The organism is Humibacillus xanthopallidus, assembly GCF_044793955.1.
Lineage (GTDB): Bacteria > Actinomycetota > Actinomycetes > Actinomycetales > Dermatophilaceae > Humibacillus > Humibacillus xanthopallidus_C.
In genome coordinates this window covers 2646142-2663535 of the sequence record NZ_CP084995.1, presented here as the reverse complement: position 1 = coordinate 2663535, position 17394 = coordinate 2646142, and the positions used below count along the sequence as shown (strand labels likewise).

The following is a 17394-nucleotide window of genomic DNA, read 5'->3' as shown; positions in this document are numbered from 1 at the left end:
CCAGAGCCCTCGGAGCGCGAGAATTTACGCAACCTTGACCCCATGGGCTCGGTTGCGCGTGTTGACTGGCCGCGCCGTCCCTCCCGAAAGGTGTGCCATGCCCAGTCGTTCCGTCCGCTCTGACAGCCCGTTCCAGCCCAGCCGCCGCGCGCTGCTCACCAGCACCGCCGCGGGCGCCGCCCTCACCGGCATCGCCGGCATCTCCGGGATCGCTGGCGCAGCATCGGCCCGGGCCGCCGAGGCGAAGAAGGCGAGCCCCACCCGCCACATCGCCTTCACCTCCTGGTCGGGTGCCGACCTGGGCTTCGGCGCGTTCGACCGCACCGTCGACTACGTCGACCCCCACGGCACGTCGAGCACGCCCGTGACCTACGAGCTCGCCTCGTGGACCTCTCCGGTCGTGAGCCCCGGCTTCGGGCTGACCGAGCTCGTCCCGTCGTGGAACGCCGTCACCCCTGGCCGCTCGTGGGTCGAGCTGCGGGTCCGCGGCACGAGCGCCGGCACGATGACGAAGGACTACGTGCTCGGCCGGTGGGCAGCCAAGGATCCTGCCGACGGCGGCGGCATCCACCGCACGTCGCTCGCCGGGCAGGGCGACACCGTCGCCACCGTCTACACCGACACGCTGGCGACGCGGACCGGCTTCACCCTGACCGACTGGCAGCTCGAGGTGCGCCTGCTGCGACCCGTCGGCTCGGCCGATGCGCCCACCGTCGACTTCGTCGGCGCGATGGCCTCCGCGCTCCCCGACACGAAGAAGGTCCCCGTCAGCGCCGCCGGCCCGGGCCGCGGCATCGAGCTGGCCGTTCCGACCTACTCTCAGGAGGTCCACATCGGGCACTACCCGCAGTGGGACAACGGGGGAGAGGCGTGGTGCTCACCGACCTCCACCGCGATGGTCGTCGACTTCTGGGGCGCCGGCCCCACGGCCGACGAGACGGCGTGGGTCGCGCCGTCCGTCGACGCCCAGGTCGACTTCACCGCGCGCAACGTCTTCGACTACACCTACGACGGCGCGGGCAACTGGCCCTTCAACACGGCCTACGCGGCCACGCGAGGCAACCTGCGCGGCTTCGTCACCCGGCTGCGCAGCCTCGCCGAGGCCGAGGCGTTCATCGCCGCAGGGGTGCCGCTCGTCGTGTCGGTCTCGTTCAAGAAGGGCGAGCTGACCGAGGCGGGCTACGGCACGAACGGACACCTCATGGTCATCCGGGGCTTCACGGACACCGGCGACGTCATCGCCAACGACCCGGCCTCGCACCTGCTCGCCGACAACGCGCAGGTGCGTGTCGTCTACGACCGCGCGCAGTTCGAGAACGTCTGGGTGCCGCACAGCGGCGGCATCGTCTACGTCATCGCCCCCGCGGGCCGCGCCCTGCCCACCCCGCCCGCCCAGGCCAACTGGTAGCCGACCCGGTGGGAAGTGCCCACTCGACGTGATGGTTCGGTCGAGTGGGCACCGTGCATCCCACGCCCCAGGGTTCAGGGAACGAGGCCCGTGCGCGGGTCGCGGTCGGTGATGCAGTAGCGCAGCCCCGTCGGGTCGGTGAGGACCGTCCAGCCGACCCCCGGCCCCACCCGCTCGACCACGGCGCCGAGCCGCTCGTGGCGTCTCGTCTCGGCGGCTCGGTCGCTGCTCGCGAGGTCGAGGTGGGCGGTGACGACGTCGCGGGGGTCGTCACCGAGCCGCTGCAGCAGCAACCGCAGCGGTATGCCGTCCGGTCGGGCCAGGTGCGCGAGCTCGGGGTGGGCACCCGACGTCCGCAGCTCCCAGCCCGTGATGTCCGCCCAGAAGGCGCACTCGGACTCGAAGAGGCCGGCCGGGATGTCGACGCACACCTGGTCGACGAGGCTCTCGTGCCCGCCGTCGTCGGACCAGCGCGAAGGGGCCGGACGTTGACGCAGCCTCTCGTGCACGAGGCAGAAGGTCAGCCCGCCGGGGGAGTGCAGCACGATGTAGCCGTGCGACGACCGATGGACCACCCGCGCGCCCAGTGACACCGCCGCCTCGGCAGCCAGAGCGATGTCGGCTGCGGTCGGCACGTGCACATCGAGGTGGATCGACGGACGGTCCGGCGACGACCCGTCCGGACGCCGCACCGCGACGGTGCGCTGCACCTTGACGAAGGGGTCGCCGCGTGGAGGCAGCAACGTCGTGAACTCCGCCTCGTCCCCGCGAGCGGGCGAGACGGCATACCCCGTGACCCCCGACCAGAAGCGCGACCCTGCCCCGTGCACCTCCGGCGGCAGGTCGAGGAAGGCGGTGAGCCACACGACCCGGATCATGGCCCGAGCGTAGGGGAGGCACACTGGGTGCATGGCTGCGCACACCCCACCCGGCTGGCCGAAGGGCGTGCCCCCGGCGCACACCCCCGGCTGGGAGGACCGCGCGGTGCTGTGGCTGCTCGACCAGTGCCCGCCGGACTACCGGGCGTATGCCGGGTGGCGGCGTCACCCGATCGCCCTCGCCTGGCTGGCCGGTCGGCACCTCGACGGGCAGGTCGTCGCGATGCGCGATGCGTGGCGGGAGGCGCGGGTCGCGGTCGGGCCGCACGTTCCCGCCGACGCGCTGGAGGAGATCCTCGGCGAGATCGAGGCCGAGGGGATGCGCCTGCGGGCCGCCTCCCGGTCCACCCACCTGCTGCACGAGGCGCTGCAGGGGAAGGTGTTCGCCCCTCGACTGTGACACCTGTGAGGCTCGCGACACCGCGACCCGCTCGCGCACGTTTCCGTGCCGCCGGGCGTTCACCCTAGACTCGATCGACCCACCCGTAGCGAGAGGACAAGGCAGCGTGGCCCTGCTGGAGACCATCACGAGCCCTGCGGCGCTCAAGGCGCTCCCCGAGGACCAGCTGGCACCCCTGGCCGAGGAGATCCGCACCTTCCTCGTCACCGAGGTCTCCAAGACCGGTGGACACCTCGGACCCAACCTCGGCGTCGTCGAGCTGACCATCGCGCTCCACCGCGTCTTCGACTCGCCGAACGACACGATCGTCTTCGACACCGGCCACCAGGCCTACGTCCACAAGCTGCTCACTGGCAGGCACGACTTCAGCCAGCTGAAGAAGCGCGGGGGGCTCTCGGGCTACCCGAGCCGCGCCGAGTCCGACCACGACGTCGTCGAGAACTCGCACGCCTCGACCGCCCTGTCCTGGGCCGACGGCATCGCCAAGGGCCGGCGCCTGCGCGGCGAGACCGGACGGCACACGGTCGCGGTCATCGGCGACGGTGCCCTCACCGGCGGCATGGCGTGGGAGGCGATCAACAACATCGCCGTCGACAAGGACCTCCCGCTCGTCATCGTCGTCAACGACAACGAGCGCTCCTACGCACCGACCATCGGCGGCCTCGCCGACCACCTCGCGACGCTGCGCACGACCCGTGGCTACGAGCGCTTCCTCGACTGGGGCAAGCGCTCGCTCGCCAAGACGCCCGTCGTCGGCGGCGCGATGTTCGAGACGCTGCACGGCGTCAAGAAGGGGATCAAGGACATCGTCGCCCCGCAGGGGATGTTCGAGGACCTGGGGCTGAAGTACATCGGCCCCGTGGACGGCCACGACGAGCAGGCGCTCGAGCGAGCGCTCGCCAAGGCTCGTGACTTCGGCGCCCCGGTCATCGTCCACGTCATCACGCAGAAGGGGCGCGGCTACCAGCCCGCCATCGACGACGCGGCCGACCAGTTCCACGGCGTCGGCAAGTTCAACCCCGAGACGGGTCTGCCCTTCGAGGTGGCCGGGCGCATCTGGACCGACGAGTTCAACGAGGAGATGGTGGCGATCGGGGCCGAGCGGCCCGACGTCGTCGCGATCACCGCGGCCATGCTCATCCCGGTCGGGCTCGACGGCTTCGCCGCCGCCTACCCCGACCGTGTCTTCGACGTGGGCATCGCCGAGCAGCACGCCGTGACAATGGCCTCCGGGCTCGCGTATGCCGGCCTGCACCCCGTCGTCGCCGTCTATGCGACCTTCCTCAACCGTGCCTTCGACCAGGTGCTCATGGACTGCGCGCTGCACAAGGCCGGGGTGACCTTCGTGCTCGACCGGGCCGGCGTGACGGGCAGCGACGGCGCCTCGCACAACGGCATGTGGGACATGACGCTCACCTCGATCGTGCCCGGACTGCGCCTCGCCGCCCCTCGCGACGGCGAGCAGGTCAAGAAGCAGCTGCGCGAGGCGCTCGACGTCTCCGACGGTCCGACGGTGCTGCGCTTCCCCAAGGGCGACGTGGCAGACCCGCTGCTCGCGGTGCGCTCCCTCGGTGACGTGGACGTGCTGTTCGAGAACGCCGGCGGCGACGTCGACCTGCTCGTCGTCGGTGTCGGGGCGTTCGCCGGCCTTGCCACCGAGGCAGGCGAGAAGATCGCCGCGCACGGCCGCTCCGTCCGCGTCGTCGACCCGCGGTGGGTCATGCCCGTCAGCGACGACGTCGTGGCGCTGGCGCGGCAGGCCCGCGTCGTGGCCGTCGTCGAGGACAACCTCGTGAGCGGCGGCGTCGGCGCGGCGGTGACCCGGGCCCTGCGCGACGCCGAGATCGACGTGCCGGTGCGCGCCTACGGCATCCCCAAGCAGTTCCTCGACCACGCCTCCCGCGGCCAGATCCTCGAGGACATCGGGCTCACCGCCGAGCAGGTCGTCGCCGACCTCGAGCCGCGCCTCTGACGGCACGGCCTCGTCGGGGCCAGGTGGCAAGCTCGCCGTCGGCCGGCGACAAATCTCCCTGACAGCAGCGAAACGGCCGATATCGTTGTGGTCACGCCGCAGAGTCACCGCGGCTGCACCTCTTGCACTGGTTCCTGCCGCACTCGGGTCTCACTCCGGGGGTCGTGATGACGGATCACATCGTCAGCCGGACGAGGGTCAGGGTGCTGCCATGGAAGGTTCTCGGACGTCAGATCCCGTCCATCGTGGTCTGGGTCGCAGCTCTGGGGATCTACATTGCTCTCCACCTGCTCATCTGGGACTGGAAGGACGCACCTCTCCACCACCCGGAAGAGGACGCGGTCGAGACGGCCGTCCAGGTCGTTCCGGCGATTGTGATCGCCATCTTCGTCTTCGCGGTCGGCACGCTCTTCGTCGTTGCACAGGTCGTCCCCCCAGCTCGGGGGACTCGTGCTGTCGAGGTGCTTCGGCGACGGCACGTCGGCTGGACGATCGCCCCCGCTCTGGTCCTCGCGCCCGGATCCGCCCTCGTGCTGGTGCTTCCTGACCAAGGTGCCTCACTTCTCGCCTCCGGGCTCCTGCTCGGCGTCGTCGCGTACCTCCTGGCGTCCACCGCCTGCCTGCTGGACATCCTGCGAGAGGCCACCGACCCGGTGGCGTTCGGAAGCCTGCTGACACGGCAGCACGGGCGCGCGGCGAAGGTGCTCGAAGCCCGCGTTCAGGCCGGGGAGGGGCCGGTCGTGTGGACGAAGCCTCACCGGGGCTTCTGGACCGGCCGGCTGCGCAACGCCCAAGCGGCGGTCGACGCCTCCTACAGCGTGATCCGCACTGCACGAGGATGGGCGCGAAGTGCCGCAACAGCCGGCGACAGCCGTGAGCTGCAGCTGGCTCTCGACACCACCCTGCGCATCATCAAGCAGCACCCTCCGAACGCCGGCGACCACCATCTCCTGCCGACCACCTACTGGGAGAACGCCTACGACCGGCAAACCAGCGCCCTCTATCGCCCGACGAAGGCTCGTGCCATGCCCGCGAACCCCCGACCGGGAGGTGAGACGCCTGTCGAGAGGTGCATCGGGTGGTTCCCGGAGCTGCTCGAGCTGAGAGAGGGCACCCTCGTGCCGCGGTCACGGGACGGTGAGCTCCCGGAGAACCTCGAAGGAGAAGTCGGATCCGAGGGCCTCGTCACGACCTGGGCGGCCAACGAAGTCGGACGATCGCTCGTGCGTGCCGTCGAGTTCGCCACGACATCCAAGTCCCTGCTCGACCGTGACCGGAGCAGGCTCCTGCTCACGATGGAGAAGTCGGCTCGTCTCCTCGCGGAGTCAGGGCAGCGGCGGAGTGCCGGGGTCATGGTCGCGTACCTGATCGAGCTCGGGCTCGGCGCTCGCCGCTGCCCTCCCGAGGAGATCAACTGGCACCTGGACCCGCTCGTCTCGCTGGCGCGGCTCCACGTCGATTTCGACACCGGAAAGACCATCAACCTGGACCTTGCCGTGGGCACCGCGGCCGGGGTGTTGAAGGTAGCGGACGCGATCACGTCGGCGCGGGCGCGCGACCATCTCGAGCGGCGGGGAGACGTCTGGCAGCCGCTCCCGGAGGACGGGATGCCATCCGCCGACGTGGAGAAGATCGCGCAGCGCACCTGCACGGAGCTGAGGCAAGTCCCCGACCTGCGGGCATTCACGATCCTCGAGCGCACACGGCACGCGTGCCCCCATGCACAGGAGTGGGCCATCCTTCTCGCCACGAACGATCGCTTCGAGCCTCGGGAGCTGCCGTTCATGTTGCCGACGAACGTCGGCATCGTTGAGCTGCTTCACGAGAGACTTGCGTGATCCCCCCACGTCCGCGACGGCTCTCGGCGAAAGATCCTCGGCGGTCGAAGAATCGGCCGGATGCTCCCGGCCTTCCAGCCGGCATCCGCGAGTAGTCTCCGATCACCGGGGGAAGAGGTCCCCCGAGGAGCACAGGGGATCCTCATGAACACACGCATGCGCACCATGGCCGCTGCCATCGCACTGACACTTGCCTCGACGCTTGGCGTCGTCGCCGCAAGCTCGGCCACGGCGGCCGAGCCGGTCGGCTTCGCCGAGATCAGCAACTGCGCCGACCCGAAGCTCGACGCGTTCGACAACTGGTCGGGACACACGATGGGCGCCTACAAGGACACCAACTGGGTGCCGCAGGGGATGGCCTACGACGCGAACGGGGACCACCTCTACGTGTCGATGTACCACCGCGACGAGGCCGAGGTCCCGCGCGTCGTCGTCTACAAGCGGTCGAACTCCGCCTGGGTCAAGACGATCGAGCTGAGCGGCGTTCCGAAGTCCGGGCACGTCGGTGGTCTGGCGATCGGGCGAGGCAACCTCTACGTCGCCGACAGCACCGGCGGTGCCACGATCTACCGCATCCCGATCGAGCGGGTCCGGGCCGTCCCCGCAGGCACGCGCCAGGCCGTCAGCTGGGCAGCCCGCTACTCCCTGAACTCCCTGTCGCGGGCGTCCTACCTCGACTTCTACAACGGCAACCTCTTCGTCGGCGACTTCTACTCCGACGTCATGCGCCGCTATCCCACCTCGACCGCCGGCTACGTGACGGTGACGCCGACGGCCTCCTACAGCACGCCGACCATCGTCCAGGGCGTGCAGGTCACCGACAGCCACTTCGTCTTCAGCCGCTCGTGGGGACGGGACCAGCTCAGCAAGGTGACGACGCAGGTGCGCTCGACGGGGGCGCGCTCGAGCCACAACACCCTCCCGATGATGGAGGGGATCGTCTGGGCCCCGAGCTACGCAGGGTCGACGACCAAGCGCCTCTACTCCGTGTTCGAGTCGACGTCGAAGGAGTACGAGAGCTCCAACTGCCGCACCCACGCCATCTGGAGCGCCTCGAGGAGCTACATCCTCTGACTGGTGCTCCGCATGATCACCGGTTACGCCCAGCACTGCGGCCACGTCGACCTCCTGCGTGAGGGGGTCGACGGGCGGGCGGGCGCGTGAGCCTGCGCCGGGCGGTGGCGGCGACACACATGTGGCCACGATCTTTGTGGTCCGAGGTCCCACCGCGAGTCCGTCGAGGCTGAACTACTTTCGCCGAAACGGTTGGGCGTCAACGAATCTCGTTGCGGCAAAGGCGCGAGCGCCCACCAGAGGTGGAGGACACCCTTGTCCAAGCGATGGAGCCTTGCGCTCGCGAGCGCACTGATCACCCTGTCGGTCGCGGCGTGTGGTTCGCCCGGCCAGCCCGGAGCCCCGGCGGGCGAGGGCACGGCGGCAGCCTCGGGAGGCGCCTCCGGCGGCCCCCTCAAGGTCGGCCTCGTCTACTCGAAGTCCGGGCCGCTCGCGTCCTACGGCGCGCAGTACCGCCAGGGCCTCACGGCCGGCATCGACTACGCGACCAAGGGCACCGGCGCCGTCGGGGGCCGCACGATCACGATCACCGAGGCCGACGACGCCGGCGACCCGGCCAAGGCCGTCGCGTCGGCGACCGACCTCATCGGTCAGGGCAACACGATCATCGCGGGCTCGACGTCGTCGGGCGTCGCCCTGCAGGTCGCCCCGCTCGCCAAGGACAACAAGGTGCTCTTCATCTCCGGCCCGGCTGCTGCCGACGCGGTGACGGGCGCCAACAAGTACACCTTCCGCTCCGGACGCCAGACCTACCAGGACGTCGCTACCGCCGGCTCGATGCTCGGCGACGTCACGGGCAAGAAGGTCACCGTGCTCGCGCAGGACAGCGCCTTCGGCAAGGCCAACGTCGCCGCCGTCACAGCGATCCTCGGCGCCAAGGGCGCCACTGTCGACGCCGTCGAGGTGCCGGCCGCCGCGACCGACCTCACGCCGTTCGCGACGAAGGTCAAGACCGCCGCACCCGACCTGCTCTTCGTCGCGTGGGCGGGCGCCAACGCCACGGCGATGTGGACGACGCTCGGCCAGCAGGGGGTCTTCGACCAGACGAAGGTCGTCACCGGTCTCGACATCAAGGCCACCCACAGCCTCTTCGGGGAGGTCGGCACCAAGATCGACTTCCTCTCGCACTTCTTCGAGGGCGCCGCCGACAACGCCGCCTACCAGGCACTCGACAAGGGCCTCAAGGCCCAGGGCGGCACCGTCGACCTCTTCACCAACGACGGCTTCGTCGCGGGCCAGATGATCGTGCACGCGCTCGAGGCCGGCGGTGACGCCGACGCCATGGTGGCCGCCCTCGAGGGGTGGAGCTTCGAGGGGCCCAAGGGCACCCTGACGATCCGTCCGGAGGACCACGCGCTGCTCCAGCCGATGTTCACCGCGTCTCTCAAGCAGGACGGCACCAACGTCGTGCCCGAGCGCGTCGACACGCTGGGCGCCGAGGCCGTGGCGCCCCCCGTCACGCCCTTCAAGTGACCGGCGGCACCCTGACGTGATCACCGCAACCGGTGTCGGCTGGAAGGTCGGCGGCGCCCAGATCCTGCACGACGTGTCCCTGACGGTCGGCGCCGGCGAGCTGCTCGGCATCATCGGCCCCAACGGTGCCGGCAAGTCCTCGTTCGTCAACATCCTCAGCGGCCTGACGCGCCCGACCTCGGGACGGATCACGTTGCAGGACAAGGACGTCACGAGATCCAGGGCGACCGCACGGGCCCGCATGGGTCTGGCCCGGTCGTTCCAGACCTCGGCGCTCTTCGACGGCCTGACCGCCGGCGAGAACGTTCGGCTCGCCATCCAGGCCTCCGGTCCGGCCCCGTTCAGTCCCTTCCGGGCTGCGGGGTCGGCCGCGGGGGAGCGGGTCGACGCGTTGCTCGACCGGGTGCGTATGCCGGGTCGCGCGGCCACGATCGCCCGTGACCTCTCGCACGGTGACCGTCGCAAGCTCGAGCTCGCGATGGCGCTGGCCTCGTCACCCTCTGCGCTGCTCCTCGACGAGCCGATGGCCGGGGTCTCGGCGGAGGACGTCGAGGGTCTGTCGGAGATCATCGGCGAGGTGCGCGACTCGGGCGTGGCCGTCGCGATGGTCGAGCACCACATGCACGTCGTCCTCGGCCTGGCCGACCGGGTCGCCGTGCTCCACCACGGCGAGCTGCTCGCCGTCGGTGCGCCCGAGGAGGTCACCTCCGACGAGCGCGTCCAGCAGGCCTACCTGGGAGAAGCACTGTGAACGACAGCCGGCCCACGGAGGCCGTCCTCTCCGTCGACGACCTGCACGTGCACTACGGCGGCTCGCACATCCTCCAGGGCGTCACCTTCGACGTGCCCGCCACCGGGGTCACCGCGCTGCTCGGGCGCAACGGGGTCGGCAAGACGACGACGCTCAAGGCGATCATCGGGCTCGCCCCACGGACGGGACGGATCACTCTGCGCGGCAACGAGATCCAGACCATGCGCACCTCACGCATCGTGCGCAGCGGCATCGGCTACGTGCCCGAGGACCGCGAGGTCTTCGGCGGTCTGACCGTCGACGAGAACCTGCGTCTCGTCGACCCGGAGCACGGGGTGGACGCCCCCGTCGTGGCGCAGCTCTTCCCCGACCTCGTCGGCCGCCGCGACCAGCGGGCCGGCACCCTCTCGGGCGGACAGCAGCAGATGGTGTCGCTCGCGCGCGTGCTGCTGCGGCGCAACGAGCTGCTGCTCATCGACGAGCCGACCAAGGGACTGGCCCCCAAGCTCGTCACCGAGGTCGCCGAGGTGCTCGCCGAGGTGTCGCGCACGACCCCGATCCTGCTCGTCGAGCAGAACCTGCCGCTCGTGCGCCGCATCGCCGACCAGGTCGTCGTCATCGACGCCGGCCGCGTGGTGCACCGCGGGGAGGCTGCGGCCCTCGTCGCCGACCCGGCCCGCACCCGCGAGCTGCTCGGCGTCTCGTTGCGACGGGAGGGTGCAGCGTGAGCGACCTCCTGCTCCTGCTCGTCACCGGTCTCGGCCTCGGCGCCCTCTACTTCCTCGCCGCGAGCGGCCTCAGCCTCATCTACGGCCTCATGGGCGTGCTCAACTTCGCCCACGGGGTCTTCATGACGGCCGGCGCGTATGCCGGCTGGCTGACGATGCAAGGCCTGCCGCAGTCGCTGCCCGTCGGAGCCCGGCTCGCAGTCGCGCTCCTCGTCGCCGTCGTCGTCGGCGCGGTCATCGGCGTCGTCGTCGAGGTCGTGCTCATCCGGCCGCTCTATCGCCATCACATCCAGCAGGTGCTCGTCACCGTTGGTCTCTCGCTCGCGGGCGTCGCTGCGGCACAAGGCATCTGGGGCGCTGACCCCCGTCCGGTCGAGAAGCCGGCGTGGATGAGCGGCACGACCGTCCTGCTCGGGGCACGCCTGCCCAACGACCGGTTCGTCTACATCGCCGTGGCACTGCTGCTCCTCGCCGGGTTGCTCGCCCTGCTGCGCTACACGCGGCTGGGGCTCGTCATCCGGGCCGGGGTCGAGAACCGCACCATGGTCGAGGCACTCGGCATCGACGTGCAGCGCACCTTCACGATCGTCTTCGCCATCGGCGGCGCCGCGGCGGGACTCGCCGGTCTGCTCTACTCGCAGTATGCCGGGGCCGTCTCGCCCGGCCAGGGCGGCTCCCTGCTCATCTACGCGTTCATCGTCGTCGTCATCGGCGGCATGGGGTCGCTGACCGGCACCGCTGTCGCGGCGGTCGTCGTCGGGCTCGTGCAACAGCTCGCCAACTACTACGCCGCCAGCGGCGTCGGCGACCTCTCGGTCGTGCTCCTGCTCGCCCTCGTGCTGCTCCTGCGGCCGTCGTCCCTGAAGGGAGCCACCGCATGACCTCCCCGGCCAGCCACGTCACCGAGGCGCCCGCTGTCACCGAGCCCGCCACCCGGCATACGGCCCAGAAGGTGCCCGGGCGCGCCCCTCGGCGACGCCCGTGGAAGGTCGTGCTGCCGCTCCTCGTGCTCGCGGCGCTCGCCTACCTGCCGTATGTGTCGGCCGAGCTGCCGGGCATCCTGCCCGGCCGCGTCAACGGGCCCGGGTCGATGCAGCTGCTCGCGACCTGCCTCGTCATCGCCGGCATCGCGCTGTCCTACGACGTGCTCTTCGGGCGCACAGGACTGCTCAGCTTCGGGCACGCGCTCTTCGTCGCGTCGGGCAGCTACCTGCTGACCATCTCCCTGTCGACGTGGTCGCTCCCGCTGCCCGCCGCGATCGCCCTTGCTCTCGTCGTGTCGACCGCGCTGTCGCTCGTCGTCGGCGCGATCGCCCTGCGCGTGGGGGGCATCGCCTTCGCGATGGTGACCCTCGCCTTCGCGCAGGCGGCCTCGATCATCGTCATGCGCAACCCCGGCGGCATCACGGGCGGCGAGGAGGGCAAGGTGCTCGACCGTGATGCCGTGCCCGCGCTGCTCGTCGGCGTCGCCAACGCGCCCTACCGCTACTGGCTCGCCCTCGGCTTCGTCGTGCTCGCCTGGGTGGTCGTCACGCTGCTCATCCGGTCCCGAGCCGGGCACGCCATGGCCGCGGTGCGCGAGAACGAGTCCCGCGCAGCGGTGCTCGGTCTCGGCACCTACCGCGTCAAGCTGCTCGCCATCGTCGTCGCCTCGGTGCTCGGGGCGCTGGGGGGCATCGTCCACGCCCTCGTGCTCGGGGGGTCGAACCCACACCTCACGACCTCGGAGTTCACGCTCTCGCTCCTCGTCATGGTCGTGCTCGGCGGTGCCGGCAGCCGGTGGGGCGCCCTGCTCGGCGGCTTCCTCTATGCCTACGCTGATGCCCGGCTCGTCGAGGTCAGCGGCGCCGCGTGGCTCGAGCCGCTGCCCGAGGTCGTGCGACAGGTCCTGTCGCAACCGCTCTTCATCCTCGGCGTCCTCTTCATCGTCGTCGTCTACTTCGCGCCATCGGGGCTCACGGGGCTCGGGGGGCGACTCATCCGGAAGGCCGGCTCCTCATGACCACCGAGTCCGCGTTCGTCATCGAGCTGCCCGAGGGGCACCTCGCCATCCACGACCTCACGGTGGGGGCGGCCGCCCCCGACGCGCCCGTGGTGCTCGCGGTGCACGGCATCACGGCCAACGGGCTCTCGTGGCAGCGGGTTGCCGACGAGGTCCACCACCGGCACGGCCCCGGCGCCGTGCGCTTCCTGGCTCCCGACCTGCGGGGACGCGGCGACAGCCGCAGCGCGCCCGGACCCTACGGGCTGGCGACGCATGCCGCCGACCTCGCCTCGATCGCCTCGATCTTCGCCGCCGCGCCGGTGCTCGTCGGCCACTCGATGGGTGCGTTCGTGTCGGCGCTGGCCGCAGACCTGCACCCCGGGCGGTTCGCGGGCGTCGTGCTGGTCGACGGCGGTCTCGCCTTCCCGGTTGCGGCCGACCTCGACATCGACGCGACGCTGCGGGCGGTGATCGGTCCGGCCATGGACCGGCTGTCGATGCGCTTCGCCGACCCGGCGGCATACCTCGACTTCTGGGGCCGGCACCCGGCCCTCGGGCCGGTGCTGCGCGGACCGGCGGGCGAGGCTGCCCGTCTTTACATCACGCACGACCTCGTCGACGCCAGCGAGGACGACAGCGGGGACGCGGCCGCGGGCGACGGCGCGGGTGACGGCGACGGCGACGGTCGGTGGCGCAGCAGCTGCTCCCTCGAGGCGGTGCGCGCCGACGGTGCCGACGTGCTTTCCGACCCGCAGACTCATGCCGCGGTGCGCCGGCTCGCCGGCCGGGGCGTGCCCGTCGACCTGCTCTGGGCCCGTCGCGGCCTGCTCGACGAGCCCCAGGGGCTCTACGACGACGCGCGGCTCGCGGCGCTCGACGTGCCCGAGACGGTGCGGGTCACCGAGGTCGACGCCAACCACTACGACATCGTGCTCGGCGACGTGGGCGTCGCGGCGGTGGCCGACGCGATCGACCGACACCTCGCGGCGTCACCCGTGTGAGGTGATGACCGACCGGCAGGGCCTCGCGAGAGTGGGGGCATGACCGGGATCCATGTCAACGCCCTCAACTTCGCCCGCGCCGAGACCGATCGGATGTTCGGGGTGCTGCTCGCCCAGAGCGGCACGGTCAACACGTGGCTGCACAACCGCCTGCCGACACCGCTCGACAACCAGCCGGTGATCCGGATGAACCGCGACACGCTCTACAGCATGGCCGTCGTCGACCTCCGCGACGGAGCAACGGTGACGCTGCCCGACGCCGGGGACCGTTACGTGTCAGCGATGGTCGTCAACCAGGACCACTACATCAACCGGGTCCTGCACGCGCCGGGCGACCACGAGCTCAGCGTCGACGACTTCGACAGCGAGCACGTCGTCGTCGCCGCGCGCATCCTCGTCGACCCGGCCGACCCCGCCGATGTCGCGGAGGTCAACGCGCTGCAGGACGAGCTGCGGGTCGTCGCTGGCTCGGCCCGGCCCTTCACCCCGCCGGACTACGACACGGCGAGCCTCGATGCCACGCGACGGGCCCTGCTCGAGCTCGCGTCCGGGATGTCCGGCTTCGACGGCGCCTTCGGGGCGAGGTCGGACGTCGACCCCGTGCAGCACCTGATCGGCACGGCGGCCGGCTGGGGCGGCCTGCCGTCGCACGAGGCGATCTACGTCAACGTGGATCCGAAGCTGCCCGTGGGGGAGTACGCCCTAACCGTCGGCGACGTGCCCGTCGACGGCTTCTGGTCGATCTCGCTCTACAACGCGGACGGCTACTTCGAGGACCTCGGAGGCCGGGTCACCGTCAACTCCATCACGGCCGAGCGCGACGCGAGCGGCGAGGCGAGGGTGCACTTCGGAGGGTGCGGCGACGGGCGGCCCAACTGCATGCCCATCGGTGAGGGGTGGAACTACCTCGTGCGGCTCTATCGCCCGCGCGCCGAGATCGCCGACGGCACCTGGAGCTTCCCCGCCGTCACGGGCGTCAGCGCGGGCCCTGCAGCGCCCTGAGACGCAGCGCCAGCTGGAGCTCGAGAGCGATGTCGGGCTGCTGCCAGGACTCGCCGAGCAGGGCGGAGATGCGCTCGAGCCGCTGCGACACGGTGTTGACGTGCACGTGCAGGGTGCCGGCGGCGTGGCGAGGGCTGCCGCCGGCTGCGAAGTAGGCCGCGAGGGTGCCCACGAGGTCGGTGCCTCGCCTCGCGTCGTAGTCGAGCAGCGGGCCGAGCAGGCGTTGCACGTAGTCGCCGACATCGGGGTCGGAGCCCACGATGAGCCCGGCGAAGCCGAGCTGCGTGGCTGCCGCGCCGATGCCGCGATGGCCGAGGGCGATGAGGGCGCTGACCGTGCGAGCACCCTCCTCGTGGGCCGAGGGGATGCGGGCGAGGTCGCCGATCGGGCCGACCCCCGCCACCGTGACGCAGGTGCGCTTGCCGATGCGGGCGGCGACGGCCTTGGCCAGGCTGGCGGCGTCGCTGCTCTCGTCATCGGGCACCAGCGCGACGACGTCTCCGTCGTGGGAGCCGACGAGGGCACCCGGCCCGCTGGCGGCACTCGCCGAGATGAGCAGGCCGCGGTGGCCGGTCGGGCCGTCACCGCGGATCACGAGCAGGCAGAAGGGCCGTCGCGTGTCGAAGCCCGCCGTCGCGGCGAGCTGCGTGCGCTCCTCCGCCGACCCCCGGGCGGCCACGAGGTCGCTCACGAGACGGTTGCGCGCCGACTGCCGGGCGTCGGCCGCCTGCCGCTCGAAGAGCATGACGAGAGCCGTGACGACGCCGGCCCGCTCGAGCGTGCGCTGGTCGGAGTCGCCCAGCGTGCCGACCCCTCCGACATAGATCGTGCCGAGGCGCTCGCGGGCAGCGGTGATGGCGACGGCATAGAGGCCGTCACGCTCCACGAGCCGCCCGGAGCCGATGCCAGGGAGGGCGTTGAGGGCATCGAGCGGACCTGTGCCCGACTCGGTCGGCTCCGGTGCCGGACCGGCGGCGCTGCGCCGCTCACCCGACTCGTCGACCAGCACGGCCCACCCACCGAGCAGCTCCGCGAGGGCGTGCGTGATGTCGTCGACCCCGCCACCGTCGAGCACGAGGGAGGCGAAGCGGTCGTGAGCGGCAGACGCCTTCTCGATGCCGGCGGCATACTGCCTCACCGTCTCGTGGGCCTCGGAGAGCGCGGCGAGGGCGGTCTCCGCGTCGGAGAGCGCGCGCGTCTGCACGAGCGTCACCGCGGCCAGCGTCGCGAGGTTGCCGAGCAGGGCGACCTCCTCGCGGGTGAAGGGCCGCGACGAGCGGTTGGCGGCGAAGAGCACGCCGACGAAGTGGGACTCGACGATAAGGGGGGTGCCGCAGATGGCGACGATGCCCTCCTCGCCGACGGCACCGTCGATCGCCGAGGTGTGACGGAAGCGCTCGTCGGACCAGTAGTCGGCCGTCCAGTAGGGCTTGCGGGTCGAGGCCACGAGGCCACCGAGACCGGCGCCGAGGGCGAGCCGCACCGACTGGAAGGCCGCCGACACCGAGCCGTCGGTGGCCCGCATGAAGGTGTCGCCGGCCTCCGCGTCATACAGCGTCAGGTAGGCCAGGTCGGTCGAGAGCAGACGTCGAGCCCGGCGCACGATGGCGTCGAGCACCTCGCCGGGGTCGTCGGCGGTCGACAGCTCGCGCGCGGTGTCGAGCAGCGCCGCGAGGCCCGCCTCACGCTGCTGGTGCACCTCACGCGCCTGCGTGATGCGCAGCGCGAGGTCACGGGCACCGGCCGGCGCCTGCGCCGAGGCGATCTGAGAGACGGGCGCGTCGGAGGCCAGCAGCTCGAGCAGGGTCATCACCTGCTCGGCGGTGTCGGCATCGATGCGGCTCTCGGTGGGCACGGGCAGATCCTAGGCAGTCAGGCGCTCGGACGGGGACATGGAGCCCCCTCAGTGCGCCGTCCAGCCGCCGTCCATCGAGAAGGAGGTGCCGCTGACCGACGCCGAGGCCGGGCCGCAGAGGAAGAGGGCGAGGGCGGCCACCTCGTCGGGCTCGACGAGCCGCTTCACCGCGACCGGCTCGAGCATGATCTTCGAGATCACCTCGGCCTCGGGGATGCCGTGCGTGCGGGCCTGGTCGCTGATCTGCTTCTCGACGAGCGCGGTGCGCACGTAGGCCGGGTTGATGCACGTCGACGTGACGCCGTGGGGGGCGCCTTCGAGGGCCACCACCTTCGAGAGCCCCTCGAGGCCGTGCTTGGCGGTGACGTAGGCGGCCTTGAAGGCACTGGCGCGCAACCCGTGCACGCTCGAGACGTTGAGCACCCGACCCCAGCCCTGCGCATACATGTGGGGGAGGCTCTGCCGGATGAGCCGGAAGGGTGCCACGAGCATGAGGTCGAGGATGAGGTCGAACCGCTCGAGGGGGAAGTCCTCGATGGGACTGACGTGCTGGATGCCCGCGTTGTTGACGAGAATGTCGACGTCGGTCGGCAGCCTGCCCAGCGAGTCGAGGTCGCTGAGGTCGGCGGTGATCGGGTTGACCGAGCTCGCGTCGGCCAGGCGGGCGAGCCCGCCCTCGTCGCGGTCCGCGGCGTGCACCTTGGCGCCCGCGGCCTCGAGCGCCAGGGCGATGGCGGCCCCGATGCCGCTCGCGGCTCCGGTCACGAGGGCGGTCCGGCCGGTGAGGTCGATGGGTGCGTTCACGGTCAGTCCGCCCCGGTCAGGGCGGAGTGGCACGTCCTCGCGAGCGTCGTTGCGGGCGTCGGGCATGCGGGAAGAGTAGGCAGGCGCTCGGGCACCCCCTGTGTGGCCGACACCCACAAAAGACCGGGATGCATGTGGCGTCTCACAGCGCGGCCGTGCTGCTGGTCGGTCCGTATGCCGCTGTTCGGGAGTCGGCAAAGACTTGGTCAAATCGCCTCGCCCCGAG

The 17394-nt window shown here is 71.2% G+C and carries 16 protein-coding genes; 13 read left to right on the top strand and 3 right to left on the bottom strand.

Features of this window, described 5'->3' with window-relative positions; all coding sequences use genetic code 11:
• Positions 1 to 97: 97 nt before the first annotated feature.
• Entirely contained in the window at positions 98 to 1408 is a 1311-nt protein-coding gene (locus tag LG278_RS11860) for a C39 family peptidase (RefSeq protein WP_404387148.1), read from the top strand.
• A 74-nt stretch (positions 1409 to 1482) separates the two neighbouring features.
• On the opposite strand, the gene LG278_RS11855 is transcribed toward LG278_RS11860, so the two are convergent.
• Positions 1483 to 2286, bottom strand: a complete 804-nt coding sequence (locus LG278_RS11855) for a VOC family protein (protein WP_404387147.1) — start codon at positions 2284 to 2286, stop codon at positions 1483 to 1485.
• Between the two features lie 31 nt (positions 2287 to 2317).
• Here LG278_RS11855 and LG278_RS11850 point away from each other — a divergent pair, with 31 nt between their 5' ends.
• The 12 genes from LG278_RS11850 to LG278_RS11795 all read left to right on the top strand — a co-directional run bounded on the left by LG278_RS11850 (position 2318) and on the right by LG278_RS11795 (position 14509).
• The gene (locus LG278_RS11850) at positions 2318 to 2686 is read left to right on the top strand and encodes a hypothetical protein (protein WP_404387146.1); all 369 of its coding nucleotides are present in this window, start codon (positions 2318 to 2320) and stop codon (positions 2684 to 2686) included.
• 106 nt (positions 2687 to 2792) lie between these two features.
• A complete protein-coding gene (dxs, locus tag LG278_RS11845; RefSeq protein WP_404387145.1) occupies positions 2793 to 4658 on the top strand; it encodes a 1-deoxy-D-xylulose-5-phosphate synthase in 1866 nt (621 codons plus the stop codon).
• 1025 nt (positions 4659 to 5683) lie between these two features.
• Positions 5684 to 6496, top strand: a complete 813-nt coding sequence (locus tag LG278_RS11840) for a hypothetical protein (protein ID WP_404387144.1) — start codon at positions 5684 to 5686, stop codon at positions 6494 to 6496.
• Between the two features lie 144 nt (positions 6497 to 6640).
• Entirely contained in the window at positions 6641 to 7570 is a 930-nt protein-coding gene (locus LG278_RS11835) for a hypothetical protein (RefSeq protein WP_404387143.1), read from the top strand.
• 12 nt (positions 7571 to 7582) lie between these two features.
• Positions 7583 to 7660 (top strand): DUF664 domain-containing protein, encoded by a 78-nt coding sequence (locus LG278_RS11830; protein ID WP_404393629.1) that lies wholly within the window; start codon positions 7583 to 7585, stop codon positions 7658 to 7660.
• A 165-nt stretch (positions 7661 to 7825) separates the two neighbouring features.
• Positions 7826 to 9043 carry a substrate-binding domain-containing protein gene (locus LG278_RS11825; RefSeq protein WP_404387142.1) on the top strand — a complete coding sequence of 406 codons (1218 nt, stop codon included), beginning with the start codon at positions 7826 to 7828 and terminating at the stop codon, positions 9041 to 9043.
• A 16-nt stretch (positions 9044 to 9059) separates the two neighbouring features.
• Positions 9060 to 9794, top strand: a complete 735-nt coding sequence (locus tag LG278_RS11820; RefSeq protein WP_404387141.1) for an ABC transporter ATP-binding protein — start codon at positions 9060 to 9062, stop codon at positions 9792 to 9794.
• Positions 9791 to 10522: an ABC transporter ATP-binding protein gene (locus LG278_RS11815; RefSeq protein ID WP_404387140.1), complete on the top strand. Its 732-nt coding sequence runs from the start codon at positions 9791 to 9793 to the stop codon at positions 10520 to 10522. The genes LG278_RS11820 and LG278_RS11815 overlap by 4 nt, the downstream gene beginning before the upstream one ends.
• Positions 10519 to 11403: a branched-chain amino acid ABC transporter permease gene (locus LG278_RS11810; protein ID WP_404387139.1), complete on the top strand. Its 885-nt coding sequence runs from the start codon at positions 10519 to 10521 to the stop codon at positions 11401 to 11403. The genes LG278_RS11815 and LG278_RS11810 overlap by 4 nt, the downstream gene beginning before the upstream one ends.
• Positions 11400 to 12524 carry a branched-chain amino acid ABC transporter permease gene (locus LG278_RS11805; RefSeq protein ID WP_404387138.1) on the top strand — a complete coding sequence of 375 codons (1125 nt, stop codon included), beginning with the start codon at positions 11400 to 11402 and terminating at the stop codon, positions 12522 to 12524. The genes LG278_RS11810 and LG278_RS11805 overlap by 4 nt, the downstream gene beginning before the upstream one ends.
• Entirely contained in the window at positions 12521 to 13507 is a 987-nt protein-coding gene (locus LG278_RS11800) for an alpha/beta hydrolase (protein WP_404387137.1), read from the top strand. The genes LG278_RS11805 and LG278_RS11800 overlap by 4 nt, the downstream gene beginning before the upstream one ends.
• A 39-nt stretch (positions 13508 to 13546) precedes the next feature.
• Entirely contained in the window at positions 13547 to 14509 is a 963-nt protein-coding gene (locus tag LG278_RS11795; RefSeq protein ID WP_404387136.1) for a DUF1254 domain-containing protein, read from the top strand.
• Here LG278_RS11795 and LG278_RS11790 read toward each other — a convergent pair.
• Together LG278_RS11790 and LG278_RS11785 are read right to left on the bottom strand one after the other, a co-directional pair.
• A complete protein-coding gene (locus tag LG278_RS11790; protein WP_404387135.1) occupies positions 14484 to 16364 on the bottom strand; it encodes a helix-turn-helix domain-containing protein in 1881 nt (626 codons plus the stop codon). The genes LG278_RS11795 and LG278_RS11790 overlap by 26 nt on opposite strands.
• Positions 16365 to 16412: 48 nt before the next feature.
• Positions 16413 to 17234: a 3-hydroxybutyrate dehydrogenase gene (locus LG278_RS11785; protein WP_404387134.1), complete on the bottom strand. Its 822-nt coding sequence runs from the start codon at positions 17232 to 17234 to the stop codon at positions 16413 to 16415.
• Between the last annotated feature and the right edge of the window lie 160 nt (positions 17235 to 17394).